We start from the raw sequence: 16,567 nt of genomic DNA on the forward strand, positions 1-16,567 counted from the left end.
GCCGCCGGCTACAACTTCCGCCGCCTCATCCGCTGGCTCAGTCTTTTGCTGTGCCTGATGCTGGCTGCCTTCAGCACTCAGCTTCGCCTCGTATCAACGTGAAATCGCAATAGTTCACGGTCGACTACATCGCTGCCTATCGATACTTCGTGGATGCGTGCCGAAAACTCGCGCCGCGGGCTCGCTTCGTCTGGTCGCCGAAAGGTGAAGACGGGCTCGCCGCCTATTATCCGGGTGACCGCTATGTCGACCTGGTCGGCGTGTCCGTCTGGGGCCTGGAGAGGTGGGACCGTGCGCAATACGGAAAGCCGCGAGGCTTCGCCAAGACCTTCGACCAGAAATATCGTCGTGTTGCGGATTTCGGTAAGCCGGTCATCATCGCGGAATTGGGGGTGGCAGGGCGGAAGCGATATCGTCAGAACTGGATGTCGGAGATTTCCGCTCTATCCAGAGGGCGCAACCCTTTCCCGCTGCTCGCAGGCATCGTCTACTTCTACGACAAGGAACCGTATCACTGGCCGGGCGGATACGGCTCGCCGGATTGGCGTTTAGCTGCGTCCGAACTTGCATTCTAAAGCATCGGACCGAAAAGTGCGAAGCGGTTTTCGGACGAATCCGATGCCTAAACAATGAGATAGAGGGGCGTGGCCATCCAATTTGAGCGCACGCCGCTCCAGCCTGTCTGCAATCGCAACCCCAGCCGCCATGTCCGAAGGTCATGGCGGCTGGGTGCCCCAACGCCCAAAGGGTCCGATTTCAAGAACCGGTTACCTGCTGGCCGACAGCCTCGATTGGATCTTCTTCAAGCTTGCGCTCACATAGTCGCCCGGCCGCAGCTTGCGATACTCGTCACCGGCTTTGATCGGTGCATTCTTGAAGGCGTACCATTCCCCATCCGGCTCGCGCTTCTGGAACACCACGCCGCCCTTCTTGCGATGGCTGAAGCAGGTCAGCGCGGGCGCCGAGCCACTTTTGGCGTGCCAGTCGGCCTTGAAGCAGAGCTTGCCGGGGTCGGTCAGGAACCAGCGTCCCACACCGTAGGAGCCCGCGCTGCCGCGCCCAGTCGCTGCGATGAATCGGCGCTGTTTCGAAAGAAAATAGCCCGCCCCGTCCTTCCAAAGCCAGGATCGGTTTGAGTAGAGCTGAAACAGCTCGTCGGTCGTCAGCGGCGTTGCCGATCGCGCGGCAATAGTCTCTTTGCTCTGGGGGGCCGCGGCAGCATATGACGCCATTCCCATCGAGCTGCCGATCGCAACGAGCGCCAGCAATGTCCTTAGTTTCCGCATTTTGTATTCTCCTGAATAACGAATATGTTCGGCTGGCCGCCTAATTCGTGACCTGTCCGGTGACCACCCGCCAATCGGGCCGGCCATAACCGCCAGGCCAGGGATAGATTTCCCGGTCGTTGAAGTAGATCACAGCGCTGAGGCTCGGGAATTCAGGATGCTTCTCGGCGACTGTTGCAGCCCAACTGCGCACATACGCCGCGTCGCCCTCATAGCCCAGCTCGGCAACCATGATGGGTTTGCCGAAGCGCTCGGCCAGCTGGTAACCGGGTTCGAGCGCCTCTACGAAAGTCCGGTCCTTGCCGAAATGGGCGAGGTCGTATGGCTGGTAGCCGAAGACGGAGAGGCCGACGATGTCGACATATCCGTCACCCGGATAGAAGTTGACCAGCTCCGGATTGCCCTTCGGCGACCACATGTATCTGGCGTTCTTCAGATGCTCGCGGCACACCGTCACCATGCGCTGATAGGCGGCGACATAGCCCTCTGGCTTCCAGTGCGCCCAGGTGAACTGGTTGTCGGTCTCGTCCATCTCCTGGGCCCAGCGAACGATCACGGGGCTCTTCAGGCTGGCGGCGGCCGTGCATACCGAGGCCATGTTGGCATCGTAACGACCGCTCAGGATGCCGCTAAGCAACTCGCCCGAGCTCACGCGCCAGTCGACGGACCACGACCAGGGTTCGATCGTGATCAGGAGCGATCGTCCCCGCTGCAGGGCATATTCATCGGCGATGGCCAAAGTCGACAGGTCGACGTCTTCCCAGGGGAGGAAGAGATGCTCGATCTTCACACTGGCATCGCTGCCGAAATCGCCATGCGGATCATAGGCTCCGAAATCGACGGACGTCTCGGTGATGACCGGTCGCTTGTCGGTCACCCGATCGCCGGTCTCAGTCCCGGCAGCAGGGATGCCGAGCGGCATCTGCGCCGCCAGGACGGCTCCCGAGAGAGCCAGCGTGGCAAGAGAGAGTGCAATCACTCTCGATGTATTCCTTAGAAAGGTCCTCATAGGGGTACTCCTAACGATATTCATTGGTTTGCATTGGAATTTGCATGGGAGGATTGCATTGGCGGCAGGAGCTCCGATCTGATCCGCTCCAGGTCGGTCGAGACGAGATCCTGGCCGACGAGCTTGCTGAACTCATCGCCGTCTTGAGGAGGGGCGTGTCTGAAGACATACCAGGCTCCCGACGGCTCTCTTTTCTGATAGACGGTGTCGCGGAGCTTCATGTGGCTGAAGCATGTCTTGTCGGGAGCGACCCCGGTCGATGAATGCCATTGTGCCTTCAGGCAGAGACGACCGTCGGTGATGATCCACCGGCCCTCTGCCCAACTGGCCTGCGCTCCGGAGCCTGCCCAGGCAGTGAAACGACGTCCGTCAGCTTGCATCCATCCGGCGCCGTCGGGCCATCGCCACGACTTGTCGCGATAGAGCATGAAGAGTTCTCCGCTGGTCATCGGGCGTGCATCCGGTGGGGGCAACGAGGCCGTGCTCGCCGCCTCGGCGACGCTCCCGAAAAGCACTGCGGCGAAAAGCAGTGATGTCGCCGCCAGCCTGCCGGAGATCACTGCCGCGCCCTTTTCGAACCGTGAGTTTTGCATAGCTTCAGTCCTCGCTCACAATGGCCTCTGGACGACAGATGCCGGGCTGAGCCCGTCGCCGGAGCTGGCAGCGGAACGCTGCGGCACAGGTCGGCCGATACTCGTTACTTGGAAACCGGCCGCCTGTGCCGCGCCCCGCCCAAACGCGTTGCGCAGATCGATGAGGATCGGAAAGCGCATCACCTGCCGAAGGCGTTGAAGCTCGATCAGGCGGATGCTTTCCCATTCGGTGACGACGATGACAGCGTCTGCACCGCAGGCGCATTCGTAGGGATCGTCGAAGAGGTCAACATTCTCGAGAATGCGTGCGGCATTCTCGAGCCCGACCGGGTCATGTGCGCGGATGTTGGCGCCGAACCGCTGCAGCGATTCGATCAGCGGCACGGACGGAGCATCCCGCATGTCGTCGGTATCAGGCTTGAACGTGAGGCCGAGGACCGCAATCGTAAGTCCCTCGACGTCGCCGCCGACCGCCTCGACGACCTTGAGCGCCATCTTGCGCTTGCGGGCTTCGTTGGCCGCGACTGTTTCCTCGATGATGCGCAGCGACACGCCGTAATCCTGCGCGGTGCGAAGCAGCGCCAGCGTATCCTTTGGGAAGCAGGAACCGCCGTAGCCCGGCCCAGCGTTCAGGAAGGCCTTGCCTATGCGATGGTCGAGACCGACGCCCAGCGCCAGCTCGCTGACATCGGTGCCGACCTCCTCGCAGAGATCGGCCAGCTCGTTGATGAAGGTGATCTTCGTCGCCAGGAATGCATTCGACGCGTATTTGATCAGCTCGGCAGCGCGTCGCCGGGTGGCGATGATGGGCGTATTCGCGTCGGCCAGCGGCGCATAGACAGCCAGCATCATCGTTCGTGCATATTCGTCCTCGGCCCCGAGGATGACCCGGTCGGGAAAAAGGAAGTCGTCGATCGCCGACCCTTCGCGCAGGAACTCGGGATTGGATACGACGGAAAAGCTTTGCTGCGGACGGACGGTGGCGATGATCTTTTCAACCACATCGCCCGTGCCGACCGGGACGGTCGACTTGACCGCCACAACCGCGTGGCCTTCGAGCGAGCAGGCAATCTCCTTGGCCGCCATGTAAACGAAGGAAAGATCGGCGTCGCCGAATCCGGGGCGAGGCGGAGTTCCGACCGCGATAAAGACGACGTCGGCTCCTTTCACTGCTGCGCCGAGCTCTGTCGTGAAGGAGAGCCTGCCAGCCGACCGGTTGCGCCGCACGAGCATCTCCAGGCCGGGCTCGTAGATCGGCAGCTTGCCCTGCTGGAGCTGTGCGATCTTTTCCGCGTTCTTGTCGACGCAGATCACCTCGTTTCCCCATTCGGCGAAGCATGTGCCGCTGACGAGGCCGACATATCCCGTTCCAACCATTGCGATTTTCATTTTCGGGAGCCCCTTGCGTCTAATTGGCGGAAGCCGGCCCTTGCGGGAGCCACTTTGGATTGAATGTCGTCCGGCTCAGGCCCTCTCCGCCGATCCCTGCGCCTGCGACGGAGTATTTGACTTCGAACAGGCTCAGGCGGCCGGTGCCCCAGGCGAGAGACTCGATGCCGTCCCTGCCGCGTTCGACTGTTGCGATCCCCGGGAGCAGGAAAAGCGCAAGCAGGCTGGTTGCCATGGCGGGCCGATAGGAGCGCCTGGGGGCCTTGACCTGGTTCTCGCGGCCATGCTGCACGAGGATGACGAGCAGCAGCAGCGCGTAGAGCACCGCATTGGCGATCGCAAAGATGTAGAAGCCGCGGGTCTCGCCGGCGTCGCCGATCACCAGCACGGGGAGGACCGACGCGATTGAAAGGAAGCCATACGGGGCAAGGATGCGCATAGGGAGCGGATCCACCTCGGAGCCTCCTTTAGGCGTGATGCGGAAGTCCACGAAGGAGTCCGTCAGCCAGTCGCGAACTGCGGCTATCGTACCCGCCAGGGCCCAGGGCCAGCGCGCGAAAAGAAAAAGCGTGCTTTCCCAACTGAGCACCTTTGCGTCGAAGGGTCGGAACGTGCCGGTCGCCCGCCACCGGTACGCCAGGGCGATGAGGACGAGTGAGAGCGGGGTGAAATGGGCGAGGAATTCGGGATAGCTGACGGCGACGAAATTCTCGCCGCGCATCAGCGCGATGATCGGCAGCGCAAACATCAAAGCCATGAACAGCGAGAAGAGCGGGTACCAGAGCTGCGAGAACACGAACTGGAATTTCAGCGTCGTCGTCGGCAGGCGCGGCACGAAGATCGGTGAATATTTGAGAAGGATCATCACCAGGCTGCGCGACCACTGAAACTCCTGGGTCACGAGATCCGCGAATGTGCGTGGTCCGTCGCCATGCGCGATTGCGTCGAGCGCATGGGCGCCCCGCCAGCCATAGGCGTTCATCATCAGCGTCGTGGAATGATCTTCGGCAAGTTCCGGCCCTAGCCCGCCGATTTCCTTCAGCGCTGTGCAGCGCACTCCGTAATGCGATCCTATGCAGAGCGGAGCGAGCCCCGCATTGTAGCCGGCCTGCAATGAGCCGTGCAGGCTGGCTTCGGCATGGAGTCGGCCGCGCGCCGACCAGCTTTCGGCTGCATTGCGGTCGCAGATGCTCGGCGCAGACACATAGCCCACATTCGGGTCCGCAAAGGGGCGCAGCATCTCGCGGAGATAGCCGGACTCGGGAACGTGGTCGGCATCGAGCTGGACCACGAAGTCGTAGCCTTCGTACCCGTAGTGATCATAGAAGAAGGCAAGATTGCCCTCCTTGCAGCGGGTGCGCCGCGGCCATGCTGAGCGATGATAGTCGCTTCTGCCCTTGCGCGTCGAAACCTGGACTCTGTTGCGCCTGCACCATTCCAGTGCTTGGGGGGAGGGGTCTTCATCGGCAAGCCAGGTATCGTGCGCCACGTCTTGAGCGAGCATCGCCTGCAACGTCTCCGCGACCACTGCGAAAGGTTCGGAAGGGGCCTTGGTCACCACCATGGCGACCCGGCTTCCTGCGGGCAGGCGCAATGGCCCGTCTGGTCTGCGGCTGCGATAGAAGATCGCCAGGAAATATCCCGGCAGCAACGTCACCCAGGCCAGCACCGCGGTGACGGTCAGAAACCCTGACAATCCAACAAAATGTGCGGGGTCGAACCACCAGATCCAGAAATTGACGAGCGCTGCCAGCCAGGCCAGCGCGCCGAGCAGGAATTCGACGCGATGGCGGCCGGTGAGGATGCGCACCATCAGCGGCGTCTCCGGCGGCTGGTCGCTCGCGGCGGCTAATTTGCTGATCGCCGTCCTCACGTCCGCCCCTCCAGCCCGAAAAAGGGCGCGGCCGTCCGCACGATTGTGTCGAGGTCGGAATAGCGCGGCGAGAATCCCAGTGCTTCGCGGGCGAGGGTGGGGTCGGCATAGAGCGCCGGTGGATCGCCGCGGCGTCTCGGATGCAACTCGATCGGCACTTCGCGCTGTGTGACGCGGGAAACGGCTTCCAGGATCTGGCGTATGGAGGATCCTCGGCCCGTACCGAGGTTGACCGCCAGGTTTTCGCCGCCGCGCACCAGATGGTGGAACGCAAGCACATGGGCATGCGCCAGGTCCGATACGTGGATGTAGTCGCGGATGCAGGTGCCGTCCGGGGTTTCGTAATCGTCACCGAAGACGGCCAGATGCGAAATCTTTCCCGCGGCAGCGAGCAAAGCTCTGGGAATGAGATGCGTTTCCGGGTCGTGCCATTCACCGAGCTCGCCGTCAGGATCGGCGCCGCAGGCGTTGAAGTAGCGCAACGCCACGTAGCGCAGGCCATAGGCTGCCGCGAAATCGCCGAGCATCTGTTCTGCGATCAGCTTCGTCCTGCCATAAGGATTGACGGGAAGCTGTGGCGTCGCTTCCTTGATGGGCAGGCCGGGCGGCACGCCGTAGGTCGCGCAGCTCGAGGAGAAGATGACCTTGTCGATCCCTGCTTCGCGGCATGCGTTCAGCAACGACAGCGTACCGGCGACATTGTTCCGGTAGTATTTGCTGGGGTCCTCGACGGATTCCCCGACATAGGCGGAAGCCGCGAAATGTATGACCGCGTTCGGCTCGTACCTGGTAAAGGTCTCTGCGAGGTGAGCCGTATCCAAAATGTCCCCCTGCACGAAGGGCCCCCAACGCACGGCCGATCGGTTGCCGGTCGTCAGATTGTCGAAGACGACAGGCTCCACATCGCTGCGGCTGAGCAACTTTGCCGTGTGGCTGCCGATGAAGCCGGCACCGCCTGTGACCAGGACCCTTTGCGGGGACATCATGCGGTCTCCGCAAGCTTGCGTGCTTCTGACGTCAGGAGACGATCGAAATAGGTGATCGTCTGCTCGAGGCCGCTGGAGAGCGGGATTTTCGGCAGCCAGCCCAACTCCCGCTTCGCGATTGAGATGTCGGGCCGCCGCTGGCGCGGGTCGTCAATGGGCAGTGGGAGGTGGACGATGCGTGAGGGCGAACCTGTCAGGCTTATGACCTGTTCCGCCAGCTCCCGAACCGTGAACTCTGCAGGGTTACCCAGATTGACGGGGCCGGTGAAGGATGGCGGCGAAGCCATCAGCCGCAGGAAACCGTCGATGAGGTCGTCGACAAAACAGAATGAACGGGTTTGCGAGCCGTCGCCGTAGATCGTTATGTCGTCGCCGCTCAGCGCCTGCACGATGAAGTTCGACACAACACGGCCGTCGTCGGGACGCATGTTCGGACCATATGTGTTGAAGATCCGCGCAACCTTGATCTCGACTCCGAACTGCTGGTGGAAATCGAAGAACATGGTTTCGGCGCAGCGCTTGCCCTCGTCGTAGCAGGAGCGCGGACCCACCGGATTCACATTACCCCAATAGGATTCGGGCTGAGGATGGACGTGCGGATCGCCGTAGATTTCCGAGGTCGATGCCTGGAAGATCTTCGCCTTTCGGGCCTTGGCCAATTCGAGAAGATTGAGCGCGCCAAGCACGCTGGTTTTCATCGTTTGTACGGGATCGGCCTGGTAGTGAGGCGGCGATGCGGGGCAGGCGAGATTATAGATTTCGTCGACATCGGCTGCCAGAGGAACGGTGACGTCGTGGCGGATGACCTTGAAGTGCGGCCTGCCTCTCAGGTGAGCAACATTGCGATGGCGGCCCGTCGTAAAATTGTCGGCACACAGAACCTGATGGCCTTGATTCAGCAACTTTTCGCAAAGATGGGATCCGAGGAAGCCGGCGCCTCCCGTGACGAGAATGCGTCTCGGGGCTGCACCCGCCCGTAGCAAGCGCAGGCTGTTAATGGCGTCTTCGGCAGATTGCTGGTTCGTTTGCTGTCCAGTTTTCATTGTCAGATCCACAAGTAATATTTCTGTTCACTTTTGGCATGCAATAGTTAGCGACAACGCGCAGAACGCTTGTTACGGCGCTGTGCGAGTTTAGTCTGCCTATGACGCAGTCTCTATTTATGAAAGGAGAGAAAGAGTTCTGAAAGTGACTATCCAGAACGTTCCCTACCGCCAGGGTCCGTTCTATGCAGGTGTCAGCGGATTGTCGTTAGCGCCGTATCCGGAAAGTTTTCACTGGATACATATTTGCAGGTCTCTTCAACCTGAACGCGCGGAATGGCCTCCTTGTCCGACTTGTCACCTGTCGGAGGGCGTTACATAATTAGAGTTGGCGGGGGGATTCGTCGGAATGAATACGCCAGTTGCCGATAGAACCGCCGAAGAACCAAGGGGCTACCTCGGAAGAGATGCCGGCGCTGGAGCGCGAGCGGCGTCGTTGGCCGCGGGAGCCTTCAGCGAGTGAGGGCCTGGGACCGGCAGGCCCGCCCGCGCTTACCCCATTGTCCTTTTCCACTCGCGGCCTGCCTAGCCAGGATCAGTTCGCCGCATGGCAGGCTCTTCTGGCGCCTCTTGTAGATATCCGGCTACCTGACGGCATCGGCCCGGAAGACGGGTTTCCGGCCGATCATACGGCTTGGAACCTGGGCAGCATGCTCGTCGTGCAGCAGCGCACGCCAGCACATAGCTATGCCCGCTCCGAAGCAAGGCTTCGGTCCAGTTCGATCGATCACTGGTATCTGGTGCGGCTGCGTACAGGCCTGAGCTGGACGGAGGTCGATGGCCGCGTTGCCGCCGGGAAGCCTGGCACGCTGGAGCTTCGGTCGCTTGCTCGTCCGTTTCGGGGACGTGCGACGGAATCCGAAGGTCTTTTCCTTTATCTGCCTCGTGAGAGTTTCGAGCACGCAGCACCGGCGCTCGAGTCCAGGAATAATTCGATACTCTCGGGCAACGTCGCCAATCTCCTGATCGACTATATCAACGGTATGGAGGCAAAGCTCCACACGCTCTCCGAAGAGGATCTTCCACGGGTGGTTCAAGCCACTCGCGATATGATCCTGAGCTGCCTCTCACCGTCGAAGGACCAGGCCCCGGCAGCCGAGCAAATGGCCGGCGTCGCTCTTATGGAAAGGGCCCGGCGATACGTGCAAAGCAATCTCGGCGCAGTCGATCTGACGCCTGAAGCCATGTGCCGGGCGCTCGGCATTTCCCGGACCCGCCTCTATGAGCTGTTCGAGCCAAGCGGAGGCGTCAATCATTACATCCAGCGGCGCCGCTTGCTTGCGGCTCATGCAGCCCTGACGGACCGCAATGATTCCCGCCGCATAATCGATATAGCTGAAGCGGTCGGCTTCAACTCCGCGGCTAACTTCAGCCGCGCCTTCAGCAAGGAATTCGGCTACAGCCCGCGCGAGGCGCGCAACGCCGTGCCTCACTTCGCTCATCCGGTTGGTGCTGCTGAGCGAAATAAGCCCTCGTCTTTCGAAGAATGGCTCAAGATGCTTGGCAATTGAGAGAGCTGAGATTCAGTCGATCAGGAACGTCAGCGCAGGATGTAATTTTTTGAGGTTTGGAAGCGACTTGGATTGCCACGGGACATCGGACGTCCCGCGTACGGTCAGTTTGATATTTGGATGCTTGCGGGTCTCGATTGTGAATTTCGCAAGCAGGTTGATTCCAGATGAATTAAGAAACTCCAAGCCTCTCAGGTCGATTGTAATAGAGTCTGGATTTGAATTAAGGATACCAGTCATCAAATCGAGAACTGGCACGTAATCTTTCGAGCTTGCCAGTCGCATTACCCCATCGAAATAAATATCGGTACCCTCGTTCCATACCCGGTATTCGTCAGTCTTGATTTCCATGGACAATTATCCCAGTTCGCTGAGCGCGTGTACGACCGGAATGGCGGCATAGGTTTCCACCCAGACGCAGTCTTCCTCCTTGGTCGGGCTAAAGATCCAAGCCAGACGCGCTCCATAATCATTCATTAGCGTGAGTAATCCAAGCCCGGATCCAGTCGCTTCGGCATCTGCCGCATTCGCTTCGATGCGCTTGATCAGCAGATCACCAGGATCCCCCACCGTTATCTCGGAGAGCAGGTTCTGAAACTCCGAAGCGATCTTGTCGGCCACCAGATTCGATACTTTCACCTTGAAAGTTTCCGAATCCATTGCCGCTTCGACCACGACCTCGCCCGGGGCGCGGAATTTGATCGCGTTTTCCACCAGTTCGTTGACCAGATATCCGATACTGTGCCGAACCTCCTTGTAGTCGTTGCGAGATGACCGAAAGCGCAAGGCGAAGAGGTCGGCGATGAAATCGGCGGTGGTGGCGCAATGATGCCAGCTGAGGTCGAGCGGCCCATCGAACAATCGCAGACGGCTTACATTGTCCTTCATACCGATCGCGATATCCATGGGCCCAAATAGTGTCGTCATTTGTTCACCTGTGCTTCATGACGAGGAGGGTGATGTCGTCGTGAATCTTACGGGTTCCGATGTGCGCCATCAGATCGTCTATGATTCCGGCCTTGATCTCTTCTGCCGTCCGGCTATGCCGCCGGCGCGCACTTTCGCAGAGGCGATCGAGGCCAAAGAGCTTTCCCTCCGGGCCCGTCGCCTCGGTTACGCCGTCCGTGTGAAGCACAATAACATCGCCGCTGTTGAACGGAATGTCGCGGGTCGCGACGAATGGCGAGATGTCGTGCTCGAGGCCAACAGGTAAACCGAGGTCGACCGTCTCGATGCGTTCGACGCCTCCGTCTGAACGAACCACGAGCACATCCTCATGCTGACCTGACAAGATCACTTGCCCGTTCTCGAAGTCGAGGAAGGCCAGGGTCAATGACTTGTTGGAATTCGTGCGTTCTATATTCTTGTAAATTGCGCGGTTGAGGCGTTCGAGGAACTGGCGCGGGTCGCCTTCACCCGTCTCGAGAAGCGCGCGCGCGACGGATTGGACCATCAGCATCAGCACGCCGCTCTCAAGCCCGTGGCCGGTCACGTCGCCGATGCCGATTTTGACGCGCGATCCATTCTGCAGCACGTCGTAATAGTCCCCGCCGACCTCGTCAGCGGGTCTCATATAGGCTGCAATGTCGACGGAAGGGATCGCCTCCAGTTCGCGAGGCTTCGGAAGAACCATCATCTGGATGTGTTTTGCGACATCAAGCTCCGCGCCGAGCCGTATGTTTTCGTCGCGCAGTTTGTCGTTGAGTTCCAGAATTTCCTGGTTTGCGTGTTCGAGGTCTTTCGTACGTTCGTCGACCAGTTGCTCGAGGTTTTCCGTGTGAAAGCTGATCTGCTCTGCCATTCGATTGAAGGCAGTGCCGACTTCACCGACCTCGTCGCGAGTCGGAATGGCTACCCGGACTGAATAGTCCTTGGACTGAAGGCGCCTTGCGGCGCCGGCAAGAGCGCTGAGGCCCGCGGTGATCCGCTTTGAGATCCCAAATACCGCTGCGAAGACGATCAGCAGGGAAATTATGACGGCCAGAAGCTGATAGAGAAGGATTCGGTTTGTGGCGTGAGAAATGCTCTTCTGGGCCGCAAACAGCGAGGCATATATCTCTCGCTCGGGAACGACCAGCCCGACCAGCATTCTCTCGGACCTCACTGGGTCTCCCGAACTCCATAGATTGGTCGGCTTAAGCCGCTTGAGCACGGTAATGTAGGGTACGCTCTCGCCGCCCTGATTGAGCTGGATGTGCTGGATCACTCCGTCATTGTTCTGGTCGAGCGGCAGTGACACGATCGCCGGCTGATTGCTCCGGTGCAGGGATCGGTCAAACACCGATGGGCTGGAGTTGCTGATACCCAGCGTCTTCTCGCCGTCGGGCGAGACAGCGAGGACATTGCCGTTCTGCATGGCAAGAAAGGCAAAGCCGGTATCGGCAATCTTCACGCTTTGGACGATATCGGCCATCTGGTCGAGCGTCAGGTCCGCCCCGACTATGCCGGCAATGTCCTTGCGATCCTTGGTCCAGACAGGATGCATGAAGCTGACGATCAGCTTGCCCGTCACGCCATCCATATAGGGTGAGAGGGTAGTAATGTCCTCGTCCACGGGCTTCAGCGTTGGATCCTTCAGCCAGGCCTGCCACTGTTCGTAAAGCTGGGGGAAAAAGAAATCCCACCAGTTCGTTTTGTTGTGGCCCGGATAGACGCTATCGAAGGTCACACCTTGATTGCTGTAAGGCGTCGAGCGCAGGATCGGTGCGCTCCTGGGTCCGATCCAATAAACCTGCAGCTTGCGTGCGCCGGTTGCCTGGACGCTTGGACCGAAAATATCGAAGGCCGTCGTATCGCGGACCTGGGCCGCAACTTCGGGGGGCAGCTTTCGGCTGGCGTCCAGAAGGTAGCCCCAGACAGTTACCGCAGAAGCCTCGCCTGGCTGGTTCTGCCACCAGTCACTTGCGGAATTGTAGGTGAGAGGGGTTGAAAAGGACGGGTCGTTGGCGATCGCGTCGCCGACCTTCTCCTTGAGCTGCGGGTGATCGGTAAGGGTTTGCATTGACCCGGCGAGAATTTTGACCTCGGTGTGCACATGGTCGATCAGGAGGTCTGCACGTTCTGCGGTCGTCTCGCTGTATTTCTGCAGATATTCGCCGGTGGCTTTGGTCAGACCGAGGCCGACCTGTTGCGTCGCATCCCTGGACAGGCGATTGACATTCCATAGAGCGATCCCGCCGCTGATCAACAGATCGAACAGAACCGCGCCACCTACCACCAGTACGAATTTCGCTCGAAACGAGCGCAGTCCGAACCGTGGTAACCGCTCGTCCTCACCCCTCATAGCGGCTTTTGTCCCGATGCGACCCAGATCGGCCAGCCCGCATAGCCCTTCGGATGAAGGGCCGCGAAAATGTGGTCCTGGAAACCCCGGCGGAACTGTTCCACGAATTCGGGACTATCACCGCGTTGCTGTGACATGTCGCCGGCAAACGTATTCTCCCACGATTGCACGACGTCTGCGAAGGCCTGCGAGTCATCGAGATTCGTCACCATGAATGACTCGGCTCGAATATTCTGGAAGCCAGCCTCGATCAGATAACGATGGTTCTTCGGCCCCATCTCAAGATCCATCTTGAAATGAGCAAATAGTTTTGAGAGTTCGTTGTAGGTCCACTGGATGGCTTCACCCCGCGGCTCGCCGAGGCAATGGGATATCTTCTCGTTGGTGATGTAAACTCGGCCCCCCGGCTTACATATCCTGTACATCTCCTTGAGAATGAGCGCAGGCCGGTTGAATATTTGGAGTGAGTGTCTGCATGTGACGAAGTCGAACTGGTCGTCTTCGAGGAGCATCTCCGATGCATCGCCGTAGGTGTATTCGATTCCGCGAACGTCGAATTCCTCTGCCACCTGCCGAGCATAGGCGAGGCTGGATTTGGAGTGGTCGAGGGCTACGATCCGCGACGGGTTGAATTCCTTCTGCACAAGCAACGCGAAGTCACCGATACCGCAGCAGATATCAGCCATTGCTATGCCGGGCCGCATGCCATGCCGAGGCAGGATTTCGCGCTCGTGTCGCCAGGTCATCTTTGTCTGTGTGCGCAGAATCGGAATGAAGCCGCCTTCTTCGAGAAAGCTCTGCCCAGGATAGAAGGCATTGTCGTATTGCTCGACCCTGATATTCGGCTCGACTTGGCTCAACCGATTGAACTTCCGCGTCGCCCACCCGACGACGCTCGAGGTGACGATGACGAACTGGAGGTCAGGTCGCGCGCGACAATTGTCGACGATAACCCTGGCGAATGCGTGGAACGCAGTGTTGTTCATCTGGGCGAGGCGCTTGACGTTTACATAGAGCACGCCGCGTACACGCTCGATGGATTCCTTCAAGAGTGTAAGGCTGGGCGCGAGCTCGTCGATCGTCTGAGGCCGCACGAGACCTGAAATGGAAAATTCCTGGTTGTTGGGATCGAAATGCGTCTTGAAACGCGTCCAAGGACCGTGCGCATAGAGGGTCAATTTTCGAGACCTCCGAGCGGAAGATCCACTGTCAACGTGATGGAATCGGCGTCAGTTGTCTCTAAGCTGAGTCCTGCATTGTAGTCGAGAGCGAGTTCTAAAAGCACTATGTCCCTGCTCGGCGCGACGTCTCCCGACAGCGACACGAGATATCGCTCCCGGGCGCTCGTGTCTTGAATCTGTGACACCGCGTACTGGTAAAACTGCCGCTCTTCTTCAGTGCAGGGGAACGTCAATTCTATCCTGTCCCTGTCTCCATCACGGGACAGTTTGCATGCGAGGACACCTGCCGGATGTCGCGTTCGAAACGCGACCTCCAGCAGCTCGTTGAAGGCCGAGGAATATAGATTCGAGTACAGCACCGAATCCGGTCGGTTATGGCTGATCGTCCGAGCCAGGTAGCTCGATATGTGATCGCAGTGCTGCCAATCCGAGATGAAAGATCGAAACTCGATGTCGAACTCGATCATAGGACGAAATGACCCCTCCTGGGCCGTGCTTTGCGAACCGACACTTTTGGACATCTTCTTCCTGTCTCCGTCCTCAAATTACTGAGCCCAGCCGCCCTCTCAGCCTGTGCCCCATGCCATTGGCGTTCATGAGCGGCGGGCTAAGCTTACAATGCTCGACCTTGCTGTTCTTTGACGCGCAATTTCGCCTGTGAATTCCGAATGAAATCGTGTGTCGCCTGCGCGCTCATGGGGCGACCGAGGTAGTTGCCCTGGAGGCAATCGCAGCCTTGCTGAGCGAGCCATCGCGCCTGGCCGGTGGTTTCGACTCCCTCGGCGGTGACACTGATGCCCAGCCCGTGCGCCAGCGCTATGATCGATCGAACAATTGCCTGGCTCTTTCGGTCGGTTTCGAGGTCGTTGATAAAATATTGGTCGATCTTCAAACTATCGAAAGGAAAATTCTTGAGATATGTAAGAGAAGAATAATGCGTCCCAAAATCATCGAGAGAAATCTTCACGCCGAGGACGTTAAGGGTATTGAGGGTATCGAGGTTGTCTACCGTTTTCTCAAGCAAGACGGTTTCGGTTATCTCTAACTCCAGCCGGTCTGGCTGAATGCCGACCGAATCAATAGCCTGAGCAAGTGCGTCCGTGAGAGAGCCGCTCAGAAACTGCGCGGGCGAAAGGTTTATCGCGATCGTCAGGGAAGGGGGCCATGTCATCGCTTGACGGCAGCCCTCCTCAAGCACCCAGCGGCCGATGTCGTCCATGAGGCCGTCGGATTCGGCGATCGAGATGAACGCGCTTGGTGGAATGACACCGATTTCCGGGTGATTCCATCTCAAGAGAGCCTCGAAGCCCACCAACGACAAATGCGGGCTAAAAAGCGGCTGATATTCGAGAAACAGTTCCCTGCGCTCGAGCGCTATTCGCAAGCTTCGTCTAAGGTTCTCGCGCTGCTCGATCAGAAGCAGCATTGAGCGATTGAATATTCGCGTACACCCGCGTCCGTCGCTTTTCGCCGAATAAAGGGCGATGTCCGCCGCCTTCATAAGTTCCTCGCTCTGGGTCCCATGCTCGGGTGCCAAGGCAATGCCGACGCTGGCTCCGAGGAAGAGCGGGATGCCGTTGATGACAAACGGGACTTTAAGCGTGTTGACCAAAGCCTCGGCCAGCTGTTCGGCCCCGGCAGGCTGGCGCTTCCCGGATTGGATCACGGCAAACTCGTCGCCCGCATACCGATAAGCGGAATCTCCTTCCGACAAGGTGTTCCTGATTCTGTCGGCCGCGAGTTGCAGCAGCACGTCGCCGGCACCATGGCCCAGCGTATCATTCACCGATTTGAAATTGTCGAGGTCAAGTTGCAGCAGTGCTGTCGTTCGTCCCGAGCGATCGAGCTCCGATAATGCTTGCTGCAGCCTCTCGCCGAAGCGTCGCCGGTTTTGCAGCCCTGTGAGTGCGTCATGCGTGGCTTGATGGATGAGCATGACGTGCTCCTGCATCTGAGCCGCAGTTTGCTCGCCAGCTTCCGCTTCTTTGACCTCAATGATGCCTATGCCGTCGCCGGCCCTGAAAATGAGGGCAGACAAGGGCGGGTCGCTCGGCAATCGGCGCAAATCGACCCTTGTCGGCGAGCCGCCCCCCAGCACGCGATGAATTTCATCGCGCCGCTCGGCTTTATGCAAGCCCGGATAGATGTCCCAAAGGGAAGCTCCCGCCGCCAGGACATTCCCACGAATGCTCTTCAGCCGGTTCCCACAATGAATGAGGCGAAGGTCTCGGTCGTAGAGCGATATCAGATCGGTCGTGTTCGACAGGATGTTTCTGAGGAGGGCGTCGATCTCGGAGGAAGTTTGTTGGGAGAAAGGCCCGGTCCCCTCCGGCTGTACGCCAGATGCTTTCGGACCAAGGAGCCTTCTCCAAAAGCCGTACAAATCCGCATCTCCTCGTCCTTATGAATAACA

General features: G+C 59.2%; 15 protein-coding genes. 2 read left to right on the top strand and 13 right to left on the bottom strand.

From position 1 onward, the window contains the following. Nucleotides 1-149 precede the first annotated feature (149 nt). Nucleotides 150-575, top strand: coding sequence for a glycosyl hydrolase (locus tag SAZ10_RS17115; RefSeq protein WP_318610535.1), 426 nt, complete (start codon nucleotides 150-152; stop codon nucleotides 573-575). Nucleotides 576-767: 192 nt separating this feature from the next. On the opposite strand, the gene SAZ10_RS17120 is transcribed toward SAZ10_RS17115, so the two are convergent. From SAZ10_RS17120 to SAZ10_RS17150, 7 genes are read right to left on the bottom strand one after another with little or no spacing between them, the layout of a single operon-like run. Further along, entirely contained in the window at nucleotides 768-1,286 is a 519-nt protein-coding gene (locus tag SAZ10_RS17120; RefSeq protein ID WP_318610536.1) for a DUF995 domain-containing protein, read from the bottom strand. Between the two features lie 40 nt (nucleotides 1,287-1,326). Beyond that, nucleotides 1,327-2,295, bottom strand: a complete 969-nt coding sequence (locus SAZ10_RS17125; protein WP_318610537.1) for a glycoside hydrolase family 26 protein — start codon at nucleotides 2,293-2,295, stop codon at nucleotides 1,327-1,329. 20 nt (nucleotides 2,296-2,315) lie between these two features. Beyond that, nucleotides 2,316-2,888, bottom strand: coding sequence for a DUF995 domain-containing protein (locus tag SAZ10_RS17130; RefSeq protein ID WP_318610538.1), 573 nt, complete (start codon nucleotides 2,886-2,888; stop codon nucleotides 2,316-2,318). Between the two features lie 15 nt (nucleotides 2,889-2,903). Continuing rightward, nucleotides 2,904-4,277 carry a UDP-glucose/GDP-mannose dehydrogenase family protein gene (locus SAZ10_RS17135; RefSeq protein ID WP_318610539.1) on the bottom strand — a complete coding sequence of 458 codons (1,374 nt, stop codon included), beginning with the start codon at nucleotides 4,275-4,277 and terminating at the stop codon, nucleotides 2,904-2,906. A 19-nt stretch (nucleotides 4,278-4,296) separates the two neighbouring features. Beyond that, nucleotides 4,297-6,090, bottom strand: coding sequence for a glycosyltransferase family 2 protein (locus tag SAZ10_RS17140; protein WP_318610820.1), 1,794 nt, complete (start codon nucleotides 6,088-6,090; stop codon nucleotides 4,297-4,299). A 56-nt stretch (nucleotides 6,091-6,146) separates the two neighbouring features. Continuing rightward, complete coding sequence (gene galE, locus SAZ10_RS17145) at nucleotides 6,147-7,133, bottom strand: UDP-glucose 4-epimerase GalE (RefSeq protein WP_318610821.1); 987 nt, start codon at nucleotides 7,131-7,133, stop codon at nucleotides 6,147-6,149. Next, nucleotides 7,133-8,179, bottom strand: coding sequence for a UDP-glucuronic acid decarboxylase family protein (locus SAZ10_RS17150; RefSeq protein WP_318610540.1), 1,047 nt, complete (start codon nucleotides 8,177-8,179; stop codon nucleotides 7,133-7,135). Before SAZ10_RS17150 ends, galE begins: the two co-directional genes overlap by 1 nt. 407 nt (nucleotides 8,180-8,586) lie before the next feature. Between SAZ10_RS17150 and SAZ10_RS17155 the strand changes: the two genes are divergently transcribed. Beyond that, the gene (locus SAZ10_RS17155) at nucleotides 8,587-9,690 is read left to right on the top strand and encodes a helix-turn-helix domain-containing protein (RefSeq protein WP_412535239.1); all 1,104 of its coding nucleotides are present in this window, start codon (nucleotides 8,587-8,589) and stop codon (nucleotides 9,688-9,690) included. Nucleotides 9,691-9,702: 12 nt separating this feature from the next. Here SAZ10_RS17155 and SAZ10_RS17160 read toward each other — a convergent pair whose 3' ends face one another. From SAZ10_RS17160 to SAZ10_RS17185, 6 genes are all read right to left on the bottom strand, one after another. Next, on the bottom strand, nucleotides 9,703-10,041 hold the full coding sequence (locus SAZ10_RS17160; protein WP_318610543.1) for a slr1659 superfamily regulator: 339 nt from the start codon (nucleotides 10,039-10,041) through the stop codon (nucleotides 9,703-9,705). Nucleotides 10,042-10,047: 6 nt separating this feature from the next. Then, the gene (locus SAZ10_RS17165; protein ID WP_318610545.1) at nucleotides 10,048-10,617 is read right to left on the bottom strand and encodes a slr1658 superfamily regulator; all 570 of its coding nucleotides are present in this window, start codon (nucleotides 10,615-10,617) and stop codon (nucleotides 10,048-10,050) included. Between the two features lie 4 nt (nucleotides 10,618-10,621). Beyond that, a complete protein-coding gene (locus tag SAZ10_RS17170; RefSeq protein ID WP_318610546.1) occupies nucleotides 10,622-12,973 on the bottom strand; it encodes a SpoIIE family protein phosphatase in 2,352 nt (783 codons plus the stop codon). Then, the gene (locus tag SAZ10_RS17175; RefSeq protein WP_318610548.1) at nucleotides 12,970-14,151 is read right to left on the bottom strand and encodes a methyltransferase domain-containing protein; all 1,182 of its coding nucleotides are present in this window, start codon (nucleotides 14,149-14,151) and stop codon (nucleotides 12,970-12,972) included. Before SAZ10_RS17175 ends, SAZ10_RS17170 begins: the two co-directional genes overlap by 4 nt. Further along, complete coding sequence (locus SAZ10_RS17180) at nucleotides 14,148-14,621, bottom strand: ubiquinone biosynthesis methyltransferase UbiE (protein WP_318610550.1); 474 nt, start codon at nucleotides 14,619-14,621, stop codon at nucleotides 14,148-14,150. The genes SAZ10_RS17175 and SAZ10_RS17180 overlap by 4 nt, the downstream gene beginning before the upstream one ends. A 146-nt stretch (nucleotides 14,622-14,767) precedes the next feature. After that, nucleotides 14,768-16,444 carry a putative bifunctional diguanylate cyclase/phosphodiesterase gene (locus SAZ10_RS17185; RefSeq protein ID WP_412535240.1) on the bottom strand — a complete coding sequence of 559 codons (1,677 nt, stop codon included), beginning with the start codon at nucleotides 16,442-16,444 and terminating at the stop codon, nucleotides 14,768-14,770. Nucleotides 16,445-16,567 lie beyond the last annotated feature (123 nt).

The organism is Mesorhizobium sp. BAC0120, assembly GCF_033542235.1.
Classification (GTDB): Bacteria; Pseudomonadota; Alphaproteobacteria; order Rhizobiales; family Rhizobiaceae; genus JAWRCU01.

What these genes read in the sequence shown, in the direction of transcription:
- SAZ10_RS17120 (WP_318610536.1), bottom strand. Translation starts at nt 1,286, where the DNA reads ATGCGGAAACTAAGGACATTGCTGGCGCTCGTTGCGATCGGCAGCTCG.
- SAZ10_RS17155 (WP_412535239.1), top strand. Translation starts at nt 8,587, where the DNA reads ATGCCGGCGCTGGAGCGCGAGCGGCGTCGTTGGCCGCGGGAGCCTTCA.
- SAZ10_RS17160 (WP_318610543.1), bottom strand. Translation starts at nt 10,041, where the DNA reads ATGGAAATCAAGACTGACGAATACCGGGTATGGAACGAGGGTACCGAT.
- SAZ10_RS17170 (WP_318610546.1), bottom strand. Translation starts at nt 12,973, where the DNA reads ATGAGGGGTGAGGACGAGCGGTTACCACGGTTCGGACTGCGCTCGTTT.
- SAZ10_RS17125 (WP_318610537.1), bottom strand. Translation starts at nt 2,295, where the DNA reads ATGAGGACCTTTCTAAGGAATACATCGAGAGTGATTGCACTCTCTCTT.
- SAZ10_RS17130 (WP_318610538.1), bottom strand. Translation starts at nt 2,888, where the DNA reads ATGCAAAACTCACGGTTCGAAAAGGGCGCGGCAGTGATCTCCGGCAGG.
- SAZ10_RS17140 (WP_318610820.1), bottom strand. Translation starts at nt 6,090, where the DNA reads ATGGTGCGCATCCTCACCGGCCGCCATCGCGTCGAATTCCTGCTCGGC.
- SAZ10_RS17180 (WP_318610550.1), bottom strand. Translation starts at nt 14,621, where the DNA reads ATGATCGAGTTCGACATCGAGTTTCGATCTTTCATCTCGGATTGGCAG.
- SAZ10_RS17150 (WP_318610540.1), bottom strand. Translation starts at nt 8,179, where the DNA reads ATGAAAACTGGACAGCAAACGAACCAGCAATCTGCCGAAGACGCCATT.
- SAZ10_RS17165 (WP_318610545.1), bottom strand. Translation starts at nt 10,617, where the DNA reads ATGACGACACTATTTGGGCCCATGGATATCGCGATCGGTATGAAGGAC.
- SAZ10_RS17135 (WP_318610539.1), bottom strand. Translation starts at nt 4,277, where the DNA reads ATGAAAATCGCAATGGTTGGAACGGGATATGTCGGCCTCGTCAGCGGC.
- galE (WP_318610821.1), bottom strand. Translation starts at nt 7,133, where the DNA reads ATGTCCCCGCAAAGGGTCCTGGTCACAGGCGGTGCCGGCTTCATCGGC.